Source organism: Roseibium sp. MMSF_3412, assembly GCF_030733265.1.
Lineage (GTDB): Bacteria > Pseudomonadota > Alphaproteobacteria > Rhizobiales > Stappiaceae > Roseibium.
Genome location: NZ_JASHJI010000006.1, coordinates 108,257 through 128,454 on the forward strand (window position 1 = coordinate 108,257; position 20,198 = coordinate 128,454).

Consider the following 20,198-nt stretch of genomic DNA (forward strand, 5'->3'; position numbering starts at 1 on the left):
GCATGAACCCTTGCCATGCAAGTCACGGCTTGGTGTGGCCCCTGTGAAGACCTCCCGCCGCATTCCACGGGAGGACACCCAGCGCCTCAGGCGAATTCCTTGAACGTTTCAAGCGCGGCCCGGTCGTACCCCTGTGACGCCGTCCAGAGCTGGCGCGTGTAGTCGTGTTGGACATCTCCGGAGCGCATTTGCTCTTCGCTCATTTCCTCGACGACCTCGCCGCGATTCATGACGGCGATCCGGCTGCAAAGGTGTCCAACAACGGCAAGATCGTGGCTCACCATGATGTAGGTGAGCCCGTGTGTCTTGCGCAGCGCCGACAACAGATTGAGAATTTCGGCCTGCACCGACACATCAAGCGCACTGGTCGGTTCATCAAGGAGGATCACTCTCGGTTCGAGGATCAATGCGCGGGCGATGGCCACACGCTGACGCTGGCCGCCGGAGAGCTGATGCGGATACCGAAACCGGAATTCCGGTCCAAGCCCCACTTCCTTCAGAATTTTCAGGACACGGTCTTCGCGGTTCTTGAGCCCATGGATGATCAACGGTTCGCTGAGCGTATCGTCGACGGTTCTGCGCGGATGAAGCGATCCGTACGGATCCTGAAACACCATCTGCATATGCTTGCGGGAAGACACGGACCTTTTGGCCTTGAGCGGTTCACCAGCGATCCGGATCGTGCCGGTCCAGTGGGAATAGATCCCGACCATCGCGCGCAAAACGGTAGATTTTCCGGAACCCGATTCGCCGACGATGCCATAACTCTCGCCTTCGGCAACCTGCAGATTGACGTTCTTGACGGCTGCGATCTGGGACTTTCCCGAGCCGAACACGATGCCCAGGTTCTCAATGTCAATCATCGCCTGCCCGCCTCCCCTGCGAGGTCCTGTGTCTCGTTGAGCCACGCGGGGTCGCGCTTGAGAACAGGCAGATCATCGTGTTTGCCATCAAGCCGCGGCAGGCAGTTCAAAAGGCCCTTGGTATAGGGGTGCTGCGCGCGATCCAGATGTTTGGCATCGAGTGTTTCCATGATACGCCCGCCATACATGACCAGCACGCGATCACAGAAGCTGGAGACAAGATTGAGATCGTGGCTGATCAGTACCAGTCCCATGCCACGCTCGCGCACCATGTCGTCGAGAAGCGACAGCACCTGCATCTGCACGGTCACGTCAAGCGCGGATGTCGGTTCATCGGCGATCATCACCTTCGGATTGGTGATCAGCATCATCGCTATCATGATGCGCTGGCCCATGCCGCCGGACACCTGGTGCGGGTAGAGCGAATAGACTTTCTCAGGTTCGCGGATGCGAACCGTCTCGAGCATTGCAAGTGCCCTTTTCCTGGCCTCCGGGCGGGAGACGTTTTCATGACGACGGCACGATTCGGCGATCTGGGTGCCGACTGTCAGAACCGGGTTCAGTGAATATTTCGGGTCCTGCATGATCATGGAAATCTGCGAACCGCGGATGCTGCGCATGGTTTTCGCGCCGGCCTTCATCAGATCCATGCCATCGAACATCATGCGGCTTGCATCAATGGTTCCGTTGCCGGCGGTCAGGCGCAAGAGGGCGCGGCCGGTCTGGGACTTGCCGGATCCGGATTCACCGACAATCCCGAGCCGCTCGCGTCGGAGATCAAAGCTCACGCCGCGGACCGCATGGACAGGACCCTTGGGCGTCGAAAACCGGACATGCAGATCGCGCACGGAGATCAGAGGGTCTTCGTTGGGATCGTCTGGCTGGAAACCGGTCATTTTCATCTCGTTCACCGTCAGTGCCCTCCCGAACTGCGCGGGTCGAGCACGTCGCGAAGGCCATCGCCGAGCAGGTTGAAGCCAAGCGAGACGACAAGAATAGCAATACCGGGGATTGTCGGAACCCACCACTGATCAAGAAGGTAGTCCCGGCCGGATGCAATCATGGCGCCCCATTCGGCAAGCGGCGGCTGCGCGCCTAGGCCGAGGAAGCCGAGCCCTGCCGCCGTCAGGATAATACCGGCCATGTCGAGGGTCAGCCGGACAATCGTCGATGACAAGCACATGGGCATGATATGCGCAAACAGAACCCTGATCCGGGAGGCCCCCATGATTTGCGCGGCCATGATGTATTCGCTGTTGCGCAGGGTCAGCGTTTCGGCCCGGGCAAGCCGCGCATACGGCGACCAGGTCGTCAGGGCGATGGCGAGAACGGCATTTTCCAGGCCCGGTCCGAGCACGGCAACGAATGCCAGGGCAAGGATCAGGCGCGGAAACGCGAGGAAAATGTCGGTGATACGCATCAGCGTGGCATCGACAACACCACCCAGAAGCCCTGCCGTGGTTCCGATGATGAGCCCGATAGGCATCACGATGATGGACACGAGGAAAATGATGTAAAGCGTGACCCGCGAGCCCCAGACGATGCGCGCAAAGATGTCCCTGCCGAGTTCGTCCGTTCCAAACCAATGTTCGGCGCTAGGTGGGGCCAGACGGTTGGCGAGATCCTGTGTCGTGCCGTCCCCGCCCGCAATCAGCGGAGCGAACAGCGCCACAAGGCAAAGGAACAGCACGATTGCCAGCCCAAGCATCGCGATCGGATTGGAGCGGAATGCCATCCAGCCGATATAGACGCGCTGGCACTTTGCCTGGAATGCGTTTTTCGGCGAATCCGCCAGGAGCCAGGATGTCGAGCCGGATTTCTGTTCAAGCGCGGTTTCGGACATCATTTCGCCCTCGGGTCGACGATCCGGTAGAGCATATCGGACAGCATGTTGATGAAGACAAACGAGATCCCGACGACCAGCGTGCCGCCGATCACGGCGTTCATGTCGGCGTTGAACAGGGAGTTGGTGATGTATTGGCCGATACCGGGCCATGCAAAGACGGTTTCCGTCAGCACCGACCCTTCCAGAAGACTGGCATAGGTGAGGCCGATGATCGTGATCAGCTGCACGAGAACGTTCCGGAACGCGTGATACCAGATGACGGTCCCCTCGCGCAGGCCCTTGACCCGGGCAGTCAGGACATATTCCTGATTGAGCTGATCCAGCATGAAGGAGCGCGTCATGCGGGCGATATAGGCGAGTGAATAAATGGCAAGCATGGAGGCCGGCAGGATCACATGCGACAGGGCGTTGTGAAAGACATCCCACTCTCCGGCAATCGCGGCGTCGATCATGATGACGCCCGTGACCGGATCAACGATCCCGTCATAGAAAAAATCAATCCGCCCCGGTCCGGCGACCCAGTCCAGCTTAGCGTAGAAGATCAGCAGAGCGACCATGCCGAGCCAGAAAATCGGGATGGAATGTCCCAAAAGCCCGACAACGCGGACGAAGTGATCGATCAGGGTTCCCTGGCGAACAGCCGCCAGGACACCGGCCGGAACGCCTATGATCACCCCAACGACTGTCGCGATGGTCGCCAGTTCCAGCGTTGCGGGGAAGAAACGCTTGATGTCCTCGATCACCGGCTGCCCGGTCATCACCGAACTTCCGAAATCGCCACGCAGGATGTCGCCCAGAAAGATCAGGTATTGCTGCCATATCGGCTTGTCGAGGCCGAGCTGCAGATACATCGCATCATAAACCTCTTTCGAAGCCCGGTCGCCGACGATGGCGACAACGGGATCGTTGGGCATGATGCGGCCGATGATGAAGGTGATTGCGGTCAGACCTATGAAGGTCAGGAGCAGCATGAAGATGCCGCCACCAATCTTTTTTGCCACGCCCAGATACGGCTTGAAGTCCACCGTGGAGCGCTGCATTGCGGAACTGTCGCTCATTGAGAACGAAACCCCCGGTTGTTCCTGCTTGTCCACACGAAGCCGCGCTTCCTCATCGGATAGATGCGGAAGCGCGGTTCATCCCGAATAAAGCTGGCTGCGCGGGTCCGGTGACCTGCGCAGCTGGCCAATACAGCTTATTTTGTAACGGTCTTGTAGAAGGCCTGGTCCGATGTCACGCCGTTGACGAAGCCGTCGACATTGGCCCGTTTTCCATAGGTGCCGATTGCCTGGAACATGATCGTGAAGGGAGAGTCCTCCTGAACCATCTTCTGCAGCTTGGCATAGATTTCCTCACGCACTTCCGGGTCGGATTCCGCAGCCGCCTGATCGGTCAGTTCCGTCAGACCGTCTGCCGGCCAGGCGTTGCGCCAGGTGAGTTTGCCGGTCAGCTTGGCTTCGAAGTCATTGTTCGGATTGTGGGCGAACGCGTCGGCGTTGGAATGCGGATCGGAATAGTCCGGACCCCAGCGTGCGACAATCAGCTCATGCTTGCGCGCACGGTATTTCGGCCAGAGCGTTGCACCGTCCGACAGGATGATTTCGGAATCGATGCCCAACTCCTTCAGGCTGGCCTGCACGCTCTGGGCCACTTCGGTGAAGGGCGACTTGTTGAGCGTGTCAATGGTGATCTTGGTATCGCCATCGAGGCCGGCATCGGCAATCAGCGCCTTGGCCTTGTCCATGTTGTAGCTGTAAGGCGTATCCGTTGCGGCGGCCCACATGCCGGACGGCCAGAAGTTCTGGTGGATCTTGTACTGACCATCGAGGAACGAGCCGACCATGCCGTCATAGTCAACCATGTATTTCAGCGCCTCGCGGACCTCCGGCTTGGACAGGACCGGATGATCCATGTTGCTCGCCAGATACATCAGATATCCCTTGGGATAGCTTTCCGCCGAAACGTCCGCATTTCCGGACAGGCCCTTCAACTGGTCAGCGGTCAGTTCCATCGCCGCGTCGACATCGCCCTTTTCAAGAAGCAGACGCTGCGCGGACGGTTCCGCGACATGGCGGATCACGACGCGGTTCATGGCCGGTTTGCCCTGGCGATAATCGTCAAAGGCTTCCAGCATGACGACCTCGTTGGCCTTCCAGGTTTTCAGCTTGTAAGGGCCGGAGCCTGCAGAATTGTCTTTCAGCCAGGCATAACCCATGTCGCCATCGACTTCGTGGCTCTGCACTTCCTTCATGTCGACGATGGAGGCAACGCTGGAAGACAAGAGGTTCAAAACAAGCGCAGGCGAAAGATCGGCAAGGATATTGATCTCGACCGTGCTGTCGTCAACGGCCACCACGGCTTCATCAACGTTGTCGGCCGTCCAGCCGATCTGCTTGATAATGAAGGCCGGTGTCTTGTCCAGCTTGACCGCGCGGCTTAGCGAATAGGCCACATCGGCGGCGGTCACAGGATTTCCGGAATGGAATGTCAGTCCGGGGCGCAGCTTGACGGTGATTTTCTTGCCGTCGTCGGAAAACTCGTAGGATTCCGCAATGCCGCCGACAAGCTTGGTCAGGTCGTCCGGCTCGAACAGGAACAGGCGCTCATAGATGTTGGCGACGATCCGGCTTCCGGTGAATTCAAAGCACTCGGCAGGATCAAGCGTGATGGCGTCAGCGGTGTTTCGTGCAATCACGAAAGTGTCGGCCGGTGTTGCGGCAATCACCGGAAAGGCGACCGATGTCGCAAGCAATGCTGCGAGTGAAAGACTTTTCAATGGCGTTGTGATGTTCACGATCATTCCCCCTCTGGAACAAAACGAATGGGATGGAGCCGGAAGATCCCGGCGGGATCGTGTGCGGTTACGCTTCTTGGGTCGAGCGCGGTTCCCACACCTGAACCAGAAGCTTAAACCGGCTGGTTGAATTCAACCAAGAGTCTTGTTATGCAAATTTTGCATAGTTTTTCATGCTGCTCACTTATTCGGCAGTTCCCAAGAGGTATGATGCGGTGGACACCAACTGGCTGGCTGATTTTCTGGTCCTGAGCAATCGTGGAAATTTCTCCCAGGCCGCAGACGAGAGACACATCACCCAATCGGCCTTCAGCCGCAGGATCAAGGCGCTCGAGACCTGGCTTGGAACCGAATTGTTCGACAGGAGCAGCTACCCGGTCACACTGACTGCCGAGGGGCAGATCTTTCACGCGACAGCGCAAAATGTACTCAGGGAACTGGAACTCAACCGGGTCGAGTTTCAACGGCGCAATTCCGGGACAACACCTGATATCCGTCTGGCGGCGTCAACCTCCCTCGCCCTCAGTTTCGTTCCGGAATGGCTGCAGCAGATCAAGGACGCCTGCGGTGCTTTTTCGGTTTCCCTCGACACGTATGACTTTTACGAAATGATCGAACTGCTCGGCGACCGGAAGATGGATCTGGTGGTGCTTTATTCTAAGCCAGAGGTGCCTGCATTTTTTGAGCATCAGGCCTTTGAATCCATCAAACTGGGCGACGACACTATGCATCTTTGTACTGCCCTTGATGCAGAAGGCCAGCCGGCCTTCGATGTCGACAACCCGCCCAGAAGCGGCCTGGAATATATCGGCTACGGTCAGACCGGGTATTTTTCGAAGGTCGAGGATCTGCTCTTTTCGACCATGACCGCCCAGGACCCGCAATTCGTCTGCACGTCGCAAAGCGGAACCTGCGAATTCATGAAACGGCTCGCCCTGATGGATCAGAAAATGATCTGGCTTCCGGCCTGCAGCGCTTATGAAGGCGTCAAAACAGGTCAATTCGCGCTGGCGGGCAATGGCAAGTACGATACGAACCTGGACATCTGGGTCTACAGGAACCGGGAAACGACCTCTGCACTTGTCGAAACGATCTGGACCCATCTCAAGACCGATCCGTGCACAAGTCACCTTGAACGGTTTCGCCTCAGTCAGAGCTGAACGCTGCCTGAAACCTGACGCCATCTGAGACCGAGCGGTGTCCCGGGTCAGCCCTGCTCTTGCTCGTTCCGCTTTTCAAGCAAGGCTTTCAACCGTTCTTCCTCGCTCGCCGAAAGTTTCGCGGAGCCCGCCGCCGCCACCTGGGAGCCGCGTCTGGATCTGTTTCTGAGCGCAAGACCGATCGCGATGATACCGGCGACAAGAGCAATCGGACCCGCAGCCCACAGCCCGAGCGTGTGCCAGGCGAAACGCGGCTTCAGGAGCACAAATTCGCCGTAGCGGGAGACGAGGTAGTCGATCACTTGTGCATTCGTGTCGCCCGCCACCAGACGTTCACGCACGAGAACGCGGAGGTCCTTGGCAAGCGGTGCGTCGCTGTCATCAATCGACTGGTTCTGACAGACCATGCAGCGAAGTTCGGCAGACAGGGCCCGGGCCCGTTCTTCAAGCACCGGGTCGTCCAGGACCTCATCGGGGGCAACTGCCAGGGCCGGGCCATTCAACAAGAACACCACAAGCATCAGGCCGGAAAGAAACGTGCGCATGGTCACTACCCTACTCGGCCGGCGCGGGCTGCGCCGACTTGCGCTTCGCCGCGGGTTTCGGCGCGCCGATCCGTAGCCGGCGGTCGGCCATGGAGAACACCGCACCAATCGACATGATCACGCAGCCGATCCATATCAGTGTGATCAGTGGCTTGAAATAGACGCGCACATCCACCGCTCCATCGCCCCGGCTTTCGCCGAGGGAAAGATAAAGCTGCGAGAAACCGAACGTGTGGATCCCCGCTTCCGTCGTTGGCATCTGCCGTGCCGTATAAACCCTCTTGGACGGCTCCATGTTCGTGACGAACGCGCCACCCTGGCGGACGGTGAAATGGCCGACCTCTTCGGTAAAGTTGGGCCCCTGTCTCGGAACCGCTCCATCGAACGTCACGCTGTAGCCATCGACCTCGACCGTATCACCCGGCCGCATCGTTTCGATCCGCTCTTCCTGAAAGGCCGATGCCGTTACAATACCGAGCACCGTGACACCCACACCGAAATGGGCAAGCGCTGTTCCCCAGGCAGACCCGGGCAGTCCGACCAGTCGCGAAAACGCGCGTTTCGGACCGATCTCAAAGAATTTCACCCGCGTCACGATTTCCGAAACCGCACCGGCCATCACCCAGACCGCCAGTCCGACCCCTAAGGGTGCCAGAACCTTTTCCATGCCCCAGAGCCAGAAGGTGAAAAGCGTGAACACCAAAGCGAGACCGAAGGCCGCATAGAGCCGCTGGCATGCCGCAAGGAGATCGCCGCGTTTCCAGGACAGGATCGGACCGAAGGGGATCGCCATCAAAAGCGGGATCATCAACGGGCCGAAGGTCAGATTGAAGAACGGTTCGCCGACAGAGATCTTTTCGCCCGTTACCGCGTCCAGCGCGAGCGGATAGAGCGTGCCCACAAAGACCGCAGTGCAGGCAGCCGTCAGGAACAGATTGTTGAGCACCAACCCGCCTTCACGGCTGATCGGCGCGAACAGTCCACCCTGCTTGAGCATCGGCGCACGCCACGCATAAAGCGCGAGAGAGCCCCCGATGAAGAAACACAGAAGCCCGAGAATGAAAACGCCGCGCGCAGGGTCCGTCGCAAATGCGTGGACCGATGTGAGAACCCCGGAGCGCACCAGAAACGTGCCCAGCAGCGAAAGCGAAAAGGTGAAAATCGCGAGGAGGACGGTCCAGACCTTCAGCGCCTCGCGCTTTTCCATCACGATCGCGGAATGAAGCAATGCGGTTCCGGCGAGCCAGGGCATGAAGCTGGCGTTCTCAACCGGATCCCAGAACCACCAGCCGCCCCATCCGAGTTCGTAATAGGCCCAGTACGACCCCATGGCGATCCCCAGCGTCAGGAAGCACCAGGCGAGCAGGGTCCAGGGCCGCACCCATCGTGCCCAGGCCGCGTCGGTCCGACCGAGGATCAATGCGGCGACCGCAAAGGAGAAAGTGATCGAGAACCCGACATAGCCGACATAGAGAAGCGGCGGATGGATCGCCAGGCCGATGTCCTGAAGGATCGGGTTGAGATCCGCGCCTTCCAGGGGCGGGTTGGGCACGCGCGCGAAGGGATTGGACGTTGCCAGAAGAAAAAGAATGAAACCACCGGTCACCCAGGACTGGACGGCAAGGGTTGCCGCCTTCAGATCCTGAGGCAGGTTGCCGCCAAACAGGCCGACAAGCGCACCGAAAAACACAAGGATGAGCACCCAGAGCAGCATGGAGCCTTCATGGTTGCCCCAAACACCGGTGAACTTGTAGAGCAGCGGTTTTGCCGAATGGGAATTCTGCACCACGTTCAGGACCGAGAAATCAGACGCCAGATATGCAATCGTCAGCGCGACGAACGAGATCAGGATCAGCACGAAAAGCGTGACTGATATCGGCGGCGCGACAGCCATCAGCCTGCTGTCACCCGACAATGCCCCCCACAACGGCAGCACGCACTGAACCAGTGTCAGCGCAAAAGCCAATACAAGTGCGTAGTGTCCCAGCTCTACGATCATGTTCGCGTCCCGTGTTCCCCCTCAGGCCCCAGGTTCCTAGTTCGCTTCCCCTTCACCGCCTTGCCAGTGTCCCTGGTCTTTCAGCGCTTCGGCGACTTCCTTGGGCATGTAGTTCTCGTCATGTTTGGCCAGGACGCTGTCGGCAACGAACACGCCGTCCGTGCCGACAATTCCTTCCGTCACCACGCCCTGCCCCTCGCGAAAGAGGTCGGGTAGTATTCCTTTATAGGTAACGGCAACCGCGTTCGCCATGTCAGTCACCCGAAAACTCACCTCGGCATTGTCCGAACGCACCACGGAGCCTTCTTCCACCAACCCGCCAAGGCGGATCCGCTGTCCGGCGGGGATATCCTTTTCGGTGATGTCGGTGGGGCTCTGAAAGAATACGATCTGGTCATTGAGCGCAAAAAGGATCAAGCCGAGCGCGACTGCGAGCACAGCTCCCGCCGATCCAATCAGGGTCAATCTTCTCTGCTTCCGTGTCATTTTATTGCGTCCACTCATACGCCTGTGCAGACCTCGTCCGTTCAGGCTTTTCTCTCCGTCAGGACCCGCTTAACCCGAGTGCGCTGGCCGTGTCCTTGATCAGTGACAAATCGTCCGGTTTTCCGGCATATGCTGCCTCCGCGGATTTCAGCGCTTCCTGTGCCTTTTGCGGCTCCCCCAGAACCACATAAGCCCGGATCAGGCGGCTCCACTCGGCCGCGCTGCCGCCATCGGACGCCAATCTTTCTGCGAGCCCCGCGACCATTCCCGTGATCATCGCCTGTCGGTCCTCGGACGACATATCCTGCGAGGCGGCAACATCTTCCGCAGACGGACCACTCAGGGAACCCGCCGCAGACGGTTCTTCCAGTCTTGCCAGTTGCTGTCTCGCAGCAGTCACCCAGGGGGCTTCTTCATCCGCGCCCTCAAGAAGCTTGTTCCAAGCCTCGACAGCTTCGTCCCTGTTGCCGTCCTGCCCAAGGGCAATTGCAAGAAAGAAGCGCGGTTTGACGGCGGTTGGTTCGAGCGAGACGGCCTCTTCGAAAGCCCGCTTGGCGTCGGCCGTGACCAGACCCTGGTTCGCCATGGTCAGGGCTTCACCCATATCGGTGAGCCAGTCGGGCCTTGGCCCTAGAATACGCAGCGCATTTGCATAGGCACGCGCGGATGCCTGCGGTTGACCCATCGACAGATAGACCGGTGCGACAACGGCCCAGCCTTCCCCGTCCTGCGGGTTTTCAGACAAGTGGCGCTCTACGCGCGCAACAAGCAACTCGACAGACTGCTCCTCCGCCGGTGCGTTCAGCCGCGTGATCAACGGCTGATCGGGTTTTTCAGGTGAACCGAGCGCAAAATAGGTTGCAAGCGAGACAAGTGGAAGCGCGGCAAGGGCAAGAACCTGGGCCGTTTTCAGCCGGAATCCTGAAGATGAGCCTGTCTGCTTGCCTTCGTTCTTGTCGTGGGCTGCCAGCAACCGCCGCGCGGTTTCCGTCCGGGCTGCCTCTGCGGCTTCGGGGTCGATCAGGCCACGTTCGAGTTCGCTCTCGATCGCGGCAAGCTGTTCCCGGTAAACGGCCTCGTCGGCACTGCCGATCGTCTCAGCCTGCGACCGCCCCGCCCGCGCCAACGGAACGAGGACCGACAACGCGGCGATCCCTGTCATCAGTGCGAGTAAAATCCAGAATATCATGGCCGCACTATAGAGCGTGCAATGCCGGCAATTGCAAGACGAACCGGATGTGACCCGCCGTCGCGCCACTCACAATCGTGTTGGTGCACCCCTTGGAAAAAAGGTGCGCGTCAATATCTGGAGAGGACGCTCGAAACCAGTTTGCGTTCCGGTGCCGGTTCGCTCGGCGTTTCCTGGTTCGAAGCCTTGGCAAACGCAGCCTCCCGGCTGCGGCGCAACTGCGCCGCATAGTCCGCGCCGAAATAGATTTCCGAAAGCTTGATTGCCACGTCGGCGGCCGATGCATGCGCCGCGACCTGGTGACCTTCGGCTTTGCCGAGGTCGGTGATCAGCGACCGCGTCACGATTTCAAGCGTCTGCTCGACCGCCTGGCGCGTCTGCTTGCCGATTTCATTCACGGCAAACGTTTCCGAAGCCGTGCGCGCCATCGTTACGACGCGAAGTGTCCTCACCGCATCGTCTACGGCTGTCTGATCCGTCTTCAACACGCCATCCGCATCGAATTTGGGGACCTGCAGCGCCCGGCGGATCGCGCCGCTCGCCCCTTTCAGTTCCCGCGTGACTTCACCGGAAATATTGCGTTTGGTGTCTGCAAGCCGCTTGTGCCACCGCCCTGACATCGACAGGTCCATATCGCGTTCAACCCCGCGTACAAGCGCATGGTAGTCGGACAAGGCTTCCGAAAAGGCGGCAGGGTCGTTGCTGTTGTGACGGTGATCCAGTGCCCGGATCTGAAGGCGCTCGGCTTCGCTCATCACAATGTCCACGAAGGGAGCAAATTGCGACCCGGCGATTGTTCTCGGATCCTCATCGCCGGCCAGCCGACCGGCGAATGTGCACAAGGCTGAAGGCGTATCGGACCGATCCACCAGGGCGGCAGCGATGATCGGAACGTGATCGGGAAAGCGGTTCGAACACTTGTCCACCAGACGCAGCACGTCGTGATCCTGCTTGAGACGATGCTCGTTGACACGTTCGGGAATGCTCTGGAGAAAAGGGGCAAGCCAGCGCTCGGCAGCAAAGACTTTCTGGATGTCCTTCAATTCGGCGATGCCGCGTTCGCCGCCGAGTTCAACACCGATAATGCGCCTTTTCTTTTCGGAGATTTCGCTCGCTTCCAGGGCTTCTCCGAACGCTTCGACCGCGCGGGTCCTGAGCGCCTGTACAAGTGCATCGACCCTTTCACCGCTGACGGCCGCGTTGCCGGCCTGGTCGAGAACGGTCTTGACCTCGTTCGGCATTACATCGCGGGCAAACCACTTCCAGACCCTGTCGAGCATTGGACGATGGATGCGGCCTTCCTGCCGTAGCGGCAAGGCTTCATCGATCAGGAAGTCTTCGAGCGGCGAGAAAAATTGTTTGTGAACCTGTGCGCGTCTCAGCTCGGCGTTCGGTGCGTCGATCGCGGCCGGTTGAGGCTTTTGCACCAAAGCAGCGGCGGCCGTCAGGATCAGATCGAGATGCGGTTCGGTGCTTTCCTTGCGCTTGGAATTTTCCAAGTTTCTGACCAGCGACCCCAGCGCTTTCGGACTGAGACTGCTCAGATAAGTTCTTATTTTGATTTCAAGCTCGTTTGAACGGGTCATCCAAGGGTTCAGCGCAAAATCTCGATCCGGCCAATAATACCCGCACAAGGATTAAGCAATTATTGAAAGAAAACGCAGCGCCATCAACGGTTTTGGGGCTCGAAACCTATCCGATTACCAGCCAGTTGCCGCGGTCTGTTTCGCAGGCGGTTCCCCGTGCCTGAAGCGTACGTCCACGCAACACCATTTCATGCGTGAACTCCCTGCACCTGGTGTCATTGACCGTGTAGACCGGCCCGGGGCGAACCTGACCGCTGCGGCCTGTACGCTCGTTCTGCCAGGCAACCGCCGCACCCAGGCCGCGTGCCCGCAAGGCGCGGTTCTGGGCATCTTCAGCTGCCCGGCGGTCAGAGGGATCGAGAGCATCGCCGAACTCGTTGTTCACAAGAACCGAGATCGCGGTGTTGGCTTCAGAGCCCGCAACGTTCTGGGACGGGTCACCGAAGAAGGAGCCCAGACCTTCCGTGTTCGTTGAGCCGGACGTCATCGAGCATCCGGCCAACGCGGCGGCAAGGGCAACAATGGCGATATCGCGCAGTCGCATGCTCGGAAGCTCCCAGGGTGTTCGGAAGCCGGACTAAACCCGGCGACGAACAATTGATATTTTCAATTTGTGGCCGAACTTGGCCACAAGAATGTCTTTTCGGTGCGGCGTTCGTTCACTTCCTATCACAGCTCTTCGACCTGATTCTTAACAAGAACTTGAAAATTATCAGTCAGGTGACAGGGCGGGAAGGATCAGACTTGCCTTCAGTCCGCCAAGAGGTGAACCGGCGAGCTTTAACCCCCCTCCATAAAGCGCTGCAAGATCAGCAACAATTGACAAACCCAATCCCGTTCCAGGCACGGTCTCATCGAGCCTGCGTCCCCTCTTCACTGCCTCGGCACGTTGCTCGGGAGACAAGCCCGGGCCATCGTCTTCCACAGTCAGGGCGAACATCTCGCGATTGCTGTCCGGCCCGCTCAGAGGCTCGATCCTGACCTTCACGCGCGAAGACGCCCACTTGCAGGCGTTGTCGATCAGATTTCCGCTCATTTCCTCAAGATCCTGGCTTTCTCCCCTGAACCGCAGGTCCCCGCCGGGTTGAAACGAAACCGTGATCCCCTTGTCCTGATAGATCTTTCCCATCGCGCGAATCAATCTGGCAAGCACGGGTTCGGTTTCACAGGAAACACCGATCACCCGTCTTTGCGCCGCCATGCGCGCACGCTCAAGGTGATGCTGTATCTGTGTCGACATGATCGCCGACTGTTCAGCAACCTTGTCCGCCAGGGCCCCATCGGACGCCCGCGCCTCGTTGGAAATGACCGAAAGCGGCGTCTTCAGACCGTGGGCGAGATTTCCCACATGCGTGCGCGCCCGTTCGACGATTTCCTTGTTGGAGACGATAAGGGCGTTCAGTTCGACAGCCAGGGGCGCGATTTCGGTGGGCAAGGCCTCGTCTATCCGGTCCGCCTCGCCCAGGCGGACAGCGGAAAGCGAGGCCCGCAGCCTCGTCAGAGGCTTCAAACCGAACCGGACCTGAAGAAAGATCGCCAGGATGAGACCCAGGCCAACGATGCAAAGCGTGAGTGTCACCATTCGGGAAAACTCGGCAACGTCTGCCCAGAACCCTGCCGTGGCCGCGCCGACGGCGATCACATAAGGCGTGTCTCCGATCGAAATACGCTGCTGCAGGACACGTACTTCATCACCGGTCGGGCCGGCAATGAAGCCGACGCTGTCATCCATGTCGGCGATTGGCGGGGTGTTCAGGGGATCGCCCACCAGGGATTCAGATGCGTAAAGGATGCTTGGACTGTCCGCGCGCCGCACGGTCCAGTACCAGCCGGACAAAGGCAGCGAGAACCTCGGATCGCCGCGGTAAACCGGTTCCCTGACGCTTTGAACCCGAGGCTGTTCGTCGCCGCTGTTGCCTTGCCCGGTGTCGAGCATCTCGGCGATGAGTGCCTTGATGTGGATTTCAAGCTGGGCGTCGAAGGCGCGCTCGCTGGCATTGCGGTAAAGGCCGACGAGAAAGATCCCGGCAAGGGCAAGCGTTATCGCAGACCAGAGCGCGGCAACGAACACAAGGCGTGTTGCAAGGGACCGCTGCGGTTTGGCGGTTGCCTGCGCCGCCGGGCCGGCACCGGTCTCAGTCGTCACCTGCTGCTCCAAGGCGATAGCCGAGACCCCGGATCGTCTCGATCATGTCCGAGCCGATTTTCTTGCGCAGCCTGCCGACGAAAACCTCGACCGTGTTGGAATCGCGATCGAAATCCTGATCATAAAGATGCTCGGTCAATTCAGTGCGGGAAATCACCTTTCCCTGATGGTGCAGAAGATAGGACAGCAGGCGATATTCGTGCGAGGTCAGCTTTATCGGGCTGCCGTCCACGGTCACCCGCCCGGCCCTCAGATCCAGCCTGACTGGTCCGCAGGTCAACTCGTTGGAGGCGTGGCCCGCTGCCCTGCGTACAAGCGCGCGTACACGTGCGAGCACTTCTTCCATGTGAAAGGGCTTGGCGACATAGTCGTCGGCACCTGCGTCAATGCCCGCAACCTTGTCGGACCAGCGGTCGCGAGCCGTCAGGATCAGGACAGGCATCGTGCGGCCATCGCGCCGCCAGCTTTCCAGAACCGAAAGGCCATCGAGGGTCGGCAGGCCCAGATCGAGCACCACGGCATCATAGGGTTCGGTGTCACCGAGAAAGTGGCCATCTTCGCCATCGGTCGCACTGTCCACCACGTAGCCCGCCTCTTCGAGAGCGGTCACGAGCTGACGGTTCAGATCTGTATCGTCTTCAACTACGAGAATGCGCATGTTGGCCAACTTCCTGGATGATCGGGCATTGCCTCGGCAACCGGCAAAATGGTTCGTGACTTTCGGCGGCTATATCAGTTACCGGTTGGCGTTGACTGTGACCTTTGTCACCTTGCCACCTTTCAGGACGGACAGAACATAGACATAGCCGCCCCCCTGCTGACACAGCTGCGCCTTGACGATCTCGCCACCGGCCCTGCCGGCGACGGAGCCGAGCGGTGCGGCCTTGCCGCTGGCGACCGCCTGCCGCGCCTGGGACTGGGACAGGCAGGCTGCATGAGCGGGCTGGACCATCGTGAGGGTCAGCAGCAATATCGCAAATATCCGTGTCACAGTGCCTGTTCCGGGTTTGTGTTTCGCTTTCATGCGCAAGGTGTAATCAATTTTTCCTGAACGCAAGCTGAACCCGGCGTTTAGAAACGTTTTTGACAGGTTCGGGAAGCCGAAGCCGATTGCTCTGAGAATTCGACCTGCTAATCTCTCTCAATGTTCAGGTCACAACGATTGCCAGCGGTTGATGCACTTGTTTCAGCAGGGCTGCCTCGTTTTATCGAGCTTCTGCGGGCTGCCGCCGTCTGCCTGGGACTGGCAGCCGTGCCCGCGCCCGCAGCGGCCTGTTCGCTGTCACTCGTTCTCGCGATGGACGCATCATCCAGCGTCGATCATCTTGAACACGACCTGCAACTGAACGGGCTGGCGAATGCGCTCAGCGATCCTGAAGTGGTTCAGGCGATCGAAGCCGTCGGCGGGATCTGGATCATGAGCTTTGAGTGGAGCGGCCAGCGCCAGCACTTTTTGCAGTTCGGCTGGCGTTACCTTGAGGGCGCAGCCGACGCCGAAAAAGCCGCTGAAGAACTGCGTTCGTCCCACAGGGGTTTCATCGGTTTTCCAACCGCGATCGGTTACGCCCTGGGCTATGCTGCTGTGCAGATGGGCCGGGCACCGGCCAACTGTGCCCGCAAGGTCATCGACGTGGCCGGAGACGGCATCAACAATGACGGCTTTCCCCCTTCCAGCGCCTACAAGGCATTCGATTTCGAGGGCGTCACCGTCAACGGGCTCGTGATTGCGGACCAGGACACGACAACGATCAACTACTACCGGGAACACGTCATCAGTGGACCCGGTGCCTTTATCGAGGTCGCTGCCGACTATGAGGACTATGCCCGCGCGATGAAGCGCAAGCTCATTCGCGAAATCATCGGCAACGGCTACGCGTCGGCAGAGTGAACGCTTATGCCTGGCGCCGTGCCGACTGCACCGCGAGCGCCTTTGCAAACTCTTCCGGGGACATCTCCGCGCGAAGTGCTTTCAGAAACAGCTGTTTCTGCGTTTCCGGCGCGAGACCTCCGATCGGAGGATCCGTATCGAGGCTGGTCGGGAACGAATAGCCTTCAGCGCAGGCAGAGACTGCCGCCTCGATTTCGGCCCTGCTCCAGACGCCGGAGCGGGTCTTTTCCAAAAGGACCGGGTAGAGCAGCCTGGACATTCCCTCCCGGTCGATATTTTCCATGGCGCGGCAGAACGCGGACGATATCTGAAGCAGGTTGGCCATGCGTTGAATGTCCGCGCTCCTGTTCTCGCCGGCGGCGTGAAACAGCGCGGGATTGAAGAAGATCGCGTCGCCTTTCTTCAATGGCAACTGCACATAGGCACTTTCAAAAAAGTCCTGAAACACCTGCTGGCGGTAGGCCATGTAACCGGGCCGGTAAAGCTGCGAAAAAGGCAGCAGCTTGGTCGGGCCGCTCTCAACGGGCATGTCGGCATGGGCGATCCCCCCCTGCAGGGTCATGACCGGAGACAGATTGTGGACATGAGTGGGATAACCGGCGCAGGTTTCCGCGTCCTGAAATCCGAGATGATAATCCCTGTGCGCCTGCTGGGCCGCGCCCCCCGGCCGCACGACATTGACCTGCGCCGTCATCTGGTAGTTCGGCCCGAGCCATGCCTCGCAAACCGCGTCGACAAACGGATTGGCAAAGCAGGCGGCAAACGTTTCCGGATCGCGAAAACACAGTTTTTGCAGCGAGTTCCAGATCCTGTCATTGGCACCTGCCGCCGCGAAGTGGTCCGCGCCACCGCCTGAGGCGGCCTTTTCTTCCTGGATGATATCCTGGAAAACGCGCGATGCAGCGTCGAGGGGAGCGGTGTCGGCAAAGGCGCCGTCAAGCACCAGAACGCCCGAGCGATGCATCAGAACGTGCGCCCACTCCGCCATGAGCCGGCGCTTGCCCTCTTCACCGGAAACAAGGCGGCCGAGTTCGCTCACCTTGTAGACGGGCACATTCGATACGATGCGTTCGGCAAGCGGCACCTCGCTCTCGTCGAGCTTCTGGTCAACCAGAGCCCTGAAATCATCAATGCTGCAGCTTCCGGCATCGAAATAGCCATTGGAGACGACCTGGCGATCCATCTTTCCCTCCCAATTTTCTGTTGCCCCAAGACTACGCAAGAACAGGGTTGCCGTGCGATTGAAAATCCATCAAGAATCCATCAATGACCCATCGTTTTCCCATCAAGGAAATTGCCACGCAGTCCGGACTGAGCACGGCAACGGTCGACCGCGTGCTGAACGAGCGCGCCCATGTCAGCCCGCAGACACGCAGGCGCGTAAAGGACGCGATCGAGGAACTGACGCGGCAGGAGAGCCAGCTTGCGGCCAGGGGGCGCCGGTTTTTCATCGACGTTGTCGCGGAAGCGCCCCAGAGATTCACCAGGCAGATCCAACAGGCAACGGAAGCTGTTCTGCCCGATTTCAAACCTGCAGCACTCAGGCCCCGCTTTACGTTCGCCGAGACCATGAGCGCGGCGGAGACCGCCGCGATCGTCGACAGGATCCATCGCCGCGGAAGTCAGGGACTTTGCCTCAAGGCACGAAACACCGGGGAAACCAGAGAGGCCGTTCGCAGGCTCAAGAGCAAGGGCATTCCGGTCGTCACCCTCTTTACCGACATTCCGAATATCGAACGGCTCGCCTATGTGGGGCTGGACAACGAAAGAGCCGGGCGGACGGCTGCCTACCTGATGCTGAAACTGCTGAAAGACGATGACAGGACGATCCTGACAACGCTCAGCCAGCACAGCTTCCAGGGCGAGGAAGACCGCTTCAGGGCGTTTCGTTCAGAGCTTTTGAGAGTACGCCCGGAGCTTGAACTGATCGATGCCAGCGGCGGTGGCGGGCTCAGTCCGGCAACCGCACTCGAAGTGGGCGACAAACTCCAGGGCATCACGGACATTGCCGGCGTCTATTCGATGGGCGGTGGAAACCTGGCGATCCTCAGAACGCTGGAGGCTGCGGCGATCGACCCGGGTGTCTTCATCGCCCACGATCTGGATGAGGACAATCTCGACCTTCTGCGCGCTGAAAAACTGTCGCTGGTTCTTTATCACGACCTTCGTGCAGACATGCGGCTGGCCCTCCGGCATCTTCTCGCCTTTCACGGTGTCGGCGAACCGCCGCGATGGTCCGAGAGCGACATTCAGGTGGTCACGCCCCTGAACATTCCCCGGGACCCGTAACCTTTGACGCTCAGGCGTCGGGCCGCCCGTGTCCCTGCGCTTCCATGGAGCGGTAGAAGTCCTTGAGCGTTTTGCCCGGCTCCGGCCGGAAGACATCGCCGGTGTCCTTCACATCGGACATGCGATCCAGGCGGAACATGCGAAAATCCTGACGCAGTTCGCACCACGCCACGAGGGTCCAGACCTTGCCCCAGAACCAGAGGCCCAACGGCCGGATCACGCGCGCAGACGCATCACCCTTGCCGTCCATGTAGGAAATGGAAAGGCTCTTGCGCGCATCCGCCGACATTTCAAGGAAGTCGATCAGCCCGCGCACCTCCGGTGTCATTTCCGGAGCGAAGGCGTGAATTTCGATCTCGTTCTGGCGCACGCGCATCTTGTCCGGCATGACGGCGTCGATCTTGATCATCGCCTCTTCGGCAGCGCGTGCCATTGCGGCGCCACCCCAGGCACGGATCAGCCGGGCACCTGCCAGAAGGGCAACGATTTCATCTCGGGTAAACATGAGCGGGGGAAGGTCATAGCCATCGCGCATGATGTAGCCGACACCCGCCGCCCCCTCGATGGGAACACCGGACGCCTGAAGATCGGCGACGTCGCGATAGATCGTGCGCTCCGATACTTCCAGCCATTCGGACAACTGCCGTGCCCGGACAAGCCGCCCCCCGCGCAGATACTGCACGATCTGGAACAGGCGGTCAGCGCGTCTCATGCACAGGGGCCCTTTTGAAGAGCAGGTTTCAAAACGTCACTCCACATTCTCCAAAAGGGCACCTTTCATGACCTAGCCTGCGTTGAACGCGAACATTCCGATCGAATTGCCGTCCGGGTCAATGCCATAGGCGAATCGACCGGCCGGAATGGGGATCGGATCGGATACTACCTCGCCGCCAGCTTTCGCGAAGCGTTCCATCGTGGCTTCGAGCGCATCGGGACACAGAATATGGATCGTCGGGCCGGTTCCCTTTGCCGCCGGTTGACCAGGGTAAAGATGCCCCGCAACGCCGTTGTCGGTCTTCGTCGGGAACATGGCAATGTGGTTCGGCCCCATATCGGTGATCAGGTTCAGTTCGGTCTGAAAAACCTCATTGTAAAACTGGATCGCCTTGTCGAGGTCCGTAACCGGGATTTCCATCCAGACATTGAAATTGTCAGGAACGAAGGTCATGAAATGTCTCCTGTTGTGCTGCGATGGGAGACCTTTAGCAGCCCCCTCCTGACAGCCTTCTGTCAGGAGAGATTCCGTTTCTCTTCCTCAACTGGCCCCGGTCTTGTCCGCCCCTCGTGACGGTTTTCAGACCATGTGACAGCGCGTGCAGCCGCTTTGATGCAAAACTTTAACGTGATAGACAATCAATCGTCACCAAAGCCGTTGAAACTCGGCTCCGGCTGGCACAGCAGCCGTAT

At 59.4% G+C, this 20,198-nt stretch carries 20 protein-coding genes; 3 read left to right on the forward strand and 17 right to left on the reverse strand.

Annotated elements, in window-relative coordinates; all coding sequences use genetic code 11:
* Nucleotides 1–86: 86 nt before the first annotated feature.
* From RBB49_RS12855 to RBB49_RS12875, 5 genes are all read right to left on the reverse strand, one after another.
* Nucleotides 87–863, reverse strand: coding sequence for an ABC transporter ATP-binding protein (locus RBB49_RS12855; protein ID WP_306143209.1), 777 nt, complete (start codon nucleotides 861–863; stop codon nucleotides 87–89).
* Nucleotides 860–1,765, reverse strand: coding sequence for an ABC transporter ATP-binding protein (locus RBB49_RS12860; RefSeq protein ID WP_306143418.1), 906 nt, complete (start codon nucleotides 1,763–1,765; stop codon nucleotides 860–862). The genes RBB49_RS12855 and RBB49_RS12860 overlap by 4 nt, the downstream gene beginning before the upstream one ends.
* Before the next feature lie 11 nt (nucleotides 1,766–1,776).
* Nucleotides 1,777–2,706, reverse strand: coding sequence for an ABC transporter permease (locus tag RBB49_RS12865; protein ID WP_306143419.1), 930 nt, complete (start codon nucleotides 2,704–2,706; stop codon nucleotides 1,777–1,779).
* On the reverse strand, nucleotides 2,706–3,680 hold the full coding sequence (locus RBB49_RS12870) for an ABC transporter permease (protein WP_306143420.1): 975 nt from the start codon (nucleotides 3,678–3,680) through the stop codon (nucleotides 2,706–2,708). Before RBB49_RS12870 ends, RBB49_RS12865 begins: the two co-directional genes overlap by 1 nt.
* Nucleotides 3,681–3,904: 224 nt before the next feature.
* Nucleotides 3,905–5,503 (reverse strand): ABC transporter substrate-binding protein, encoded by a 1,599-nt coding sequence (locus RBB49_RS12875; RefSeq protein ID WP_306143210.1) that lies wholly within the window; start codon nucleotides 5,501–5,503, stop codon nucleotides 3,905–3,907.
* 173 nt (nucleotides 5,504–5,676) lie between these two features.
* Between RBB49_RS12875 and RBB49_RS12880 the strand changes: the two genes are divergently transcribed.
* Entirely contained in the window at nucleotides 5,677–6,663 is a 987-nt protein-coding gene (locus RBB49_RS12880; RefSeq protein WP_306143211.1) for a LysR family transcriptional regulator, read from the forward strand.
* Between the two features lie 47 nt (nucleotides 6,664–6,710).
* On the opposite strand, the gene RBB49_RS12885 is transcribed toward RBB49_RS12880, so the two are convergent.
* The 9 genes from RBB49_RS12885 to RBB49_RS12925 all read right to left on the reverse strand — a co-directional run bounded on the left by RBB49_RS12885 (nucleotide 6,711) and on the right by RBB49_RS12925 (nucleotide 15,605).
* Nucleotides 6,711–7,208, reverse strand: coding sequence for a cytochrome c-type biogenesis protein (locus RBB49_RS12885; RefSeq protein ID WP_306143212.1), 498 nt, complete (start codon nucleotides 7,206–7,208; stop codon nucleotides 6,711–6,713).
* 10 nt (nucleotides 7,209–7,218) lie between these two features.
* The gene (locus RBB49_RS12890; RefSeq protein WP_306143213.1) at nucleotides 7,219–9,207 is read right to left on the reverse strand and encodes a heme lyase CcmF/NrfE family subunit; all 1,989 of its coding nucleotides are present in this window, start codon (nucleotides 9,205–9,207) and stop codon (nucleotides 7,219–7,221) included.
* 36 nt (nucleotides 9,208–9,243) lie between these two features.
* Nucleotides 9,244–9,693, reverse strand: coding sequence for a cytochrome c maturation protein CcmE (ccmE, locus tag RBB49_RS12895; RefSeq protein ID WP_306143214.1), 450 nt, complete (start codon nucleotides 9,691–9,693; stop codon nucleotides 9,244–9,246).
* Nucleotides 9,694–9,751: 58 nt separating this feature from the next.
* A complete protein-coding gene (gene ccmI, locus RBB49_RS12900; protein WP_306143215.1) occupies nucleotides 9,752–10,882 on the reverse strand; it encodes a c-type cytochrome biogenesis protein CcmI in 1,131 nt (376 codons plus the stop codon).
* A gap of 110 nt (nucleotides 10,883–10,992) precedes the next feature.
* A complete protein-coding gene (locus RBB49_RS12905) occupies nucleotides 10,993–12,468 on the reverse strand; it encodes a hypothetical protein (RefSeq protein ID WP_306143216.1) in 1,476 nt (491 codons plus the stop codon).
* A 106-nt stretch (nucleotides 12,469–12,574) separates the two neighbouring features.
* Entirely contained in the window at nucleotides 12,575–13,012 is a 438-nt protein-coding gene (locus RBB49_RS12910) for an RT0821/Lpp0805 family surface protein (protein ID WP_306143217.1), read from the reverse strand.
* Nucleotides 13,013–13,180: 168 nt separating this feature from the next.
* Entirely contained in the window at nucleotides 13,181–14,614 is a 1,434-nt protein-coding gene (locus RBB49_RS12915; protein WP_306143218.1) for a sensor histidine kinase, read from the reverse strand.
* The gene (locus RBB49_RS12920; protein ID WP_306143219.1) at nucleotides 14,604–15,272 is read right to left on the reverse strand and encodes a response regulator transcription factor; all 669 of its coding nucleotides are present in this window, start codon (nucleotides 15,270–15,272) and stop codon (nucleotides 14,604–14,606) included. The genes RBB49_RS12915 and RBB49_RS12920 overlap by 11 nt, the downstream gene beginning before the upstream one ends.
* A gap of 78 nt (nucleotides 15,273–15,350) precedes the next feature.
* Nucleotides 15,351–15,605, reverse strand: coding sequence for a PepSY domain-containing protein (locus RBB49_RS12925; protein WP_306143220.1), 255 nt, complete (start codon nucleotides 15,603–15,605; stop codon nucleotides 15,351–15,353).
* A 171-nt stretch (nucleotides 15,606–15,776) separates the two neighbouring features.
* On the opposite strand from RBB49_RS12925, the gene RBB49_RS12930 reads away from it, so the two are divergent.
* Entirely contained in the window at nucleotides 15,777–16,502 is a 726-nt protein-coding gene (locus RBB49_RS12930) for a DUF1194 domain-containing protein (protein WP_306143221.1), read from the forward strand.
* A gap of 4 nt (nucleotides 16,503–16,506) precedes the next feature.
* Here the strand turns inward: RBB49_RS12930 and RBB49_RS12935 are convergent, their stop codons facing one another.
* On the reverse strand, nucleotides 16,507–17,685 hold the full coding sequence (locus RBB49_RS12935) for a phytanoyl-CoA dioxygenase family protein (RefSeq protein WP_306143222.1): 1,179 nt from the start codon (nucleotides 17,683–17,685) through the stop codon (nucleotides 16,507–16,509).
* 83 nt (nucleotides 17,686–17,768) lie between these two features.
* On the opposite strand from RBB49_RS12935, the gene RBB49_RS12940 reads away from it, so the two are divergent.
* Nucleotides 17,769–18,791, forward strand: coding sequence for a LacI family DNA-binding transcriptional regulator (locus RBB49_RS12940; RefSeq protein ID WP_306143223.1), 1,023 nt, complete (start codon nucleotides 17,769–17,771; stop codon nucleotides 18,789–18,791).
* A 10-nt stretch (nucleotides 18,792–18,801) separates the two neighbouring features.
* Here the strand turns inward: RBB49_RS12940 and RBB49_RS12945 are convergent, their stop codons facing one another.
* The gene (locus RBB49_RS12945; protein ID WP_306143224.1) at nucleotides 18,802–19,503 is read right to left on the reverse strand and encodes a YafY family protein; all 702 of its coding nucleotides are present in this window, start codon (nucleotides 19,501–19,503) and stop codon (nucleotides 18,802–18,804) included.
* A gap of 72 nt (nucleotides 19,504–19,575) precedes the next feature.
* Nucleotides 19,576–19,959 (reverse strand): VOC family protein, encoded by a 384-nt coding sequence (locus tag RBB49_RS12950; RefSeq protein WP_306143225.1) that lies wholly within the window; start codon nucleotides 19,957–19,959, stop codon nucleotides 19,576–19,578.
* Nucleotides 19,960–20,198: the final 239 nt, after the last annotated feature.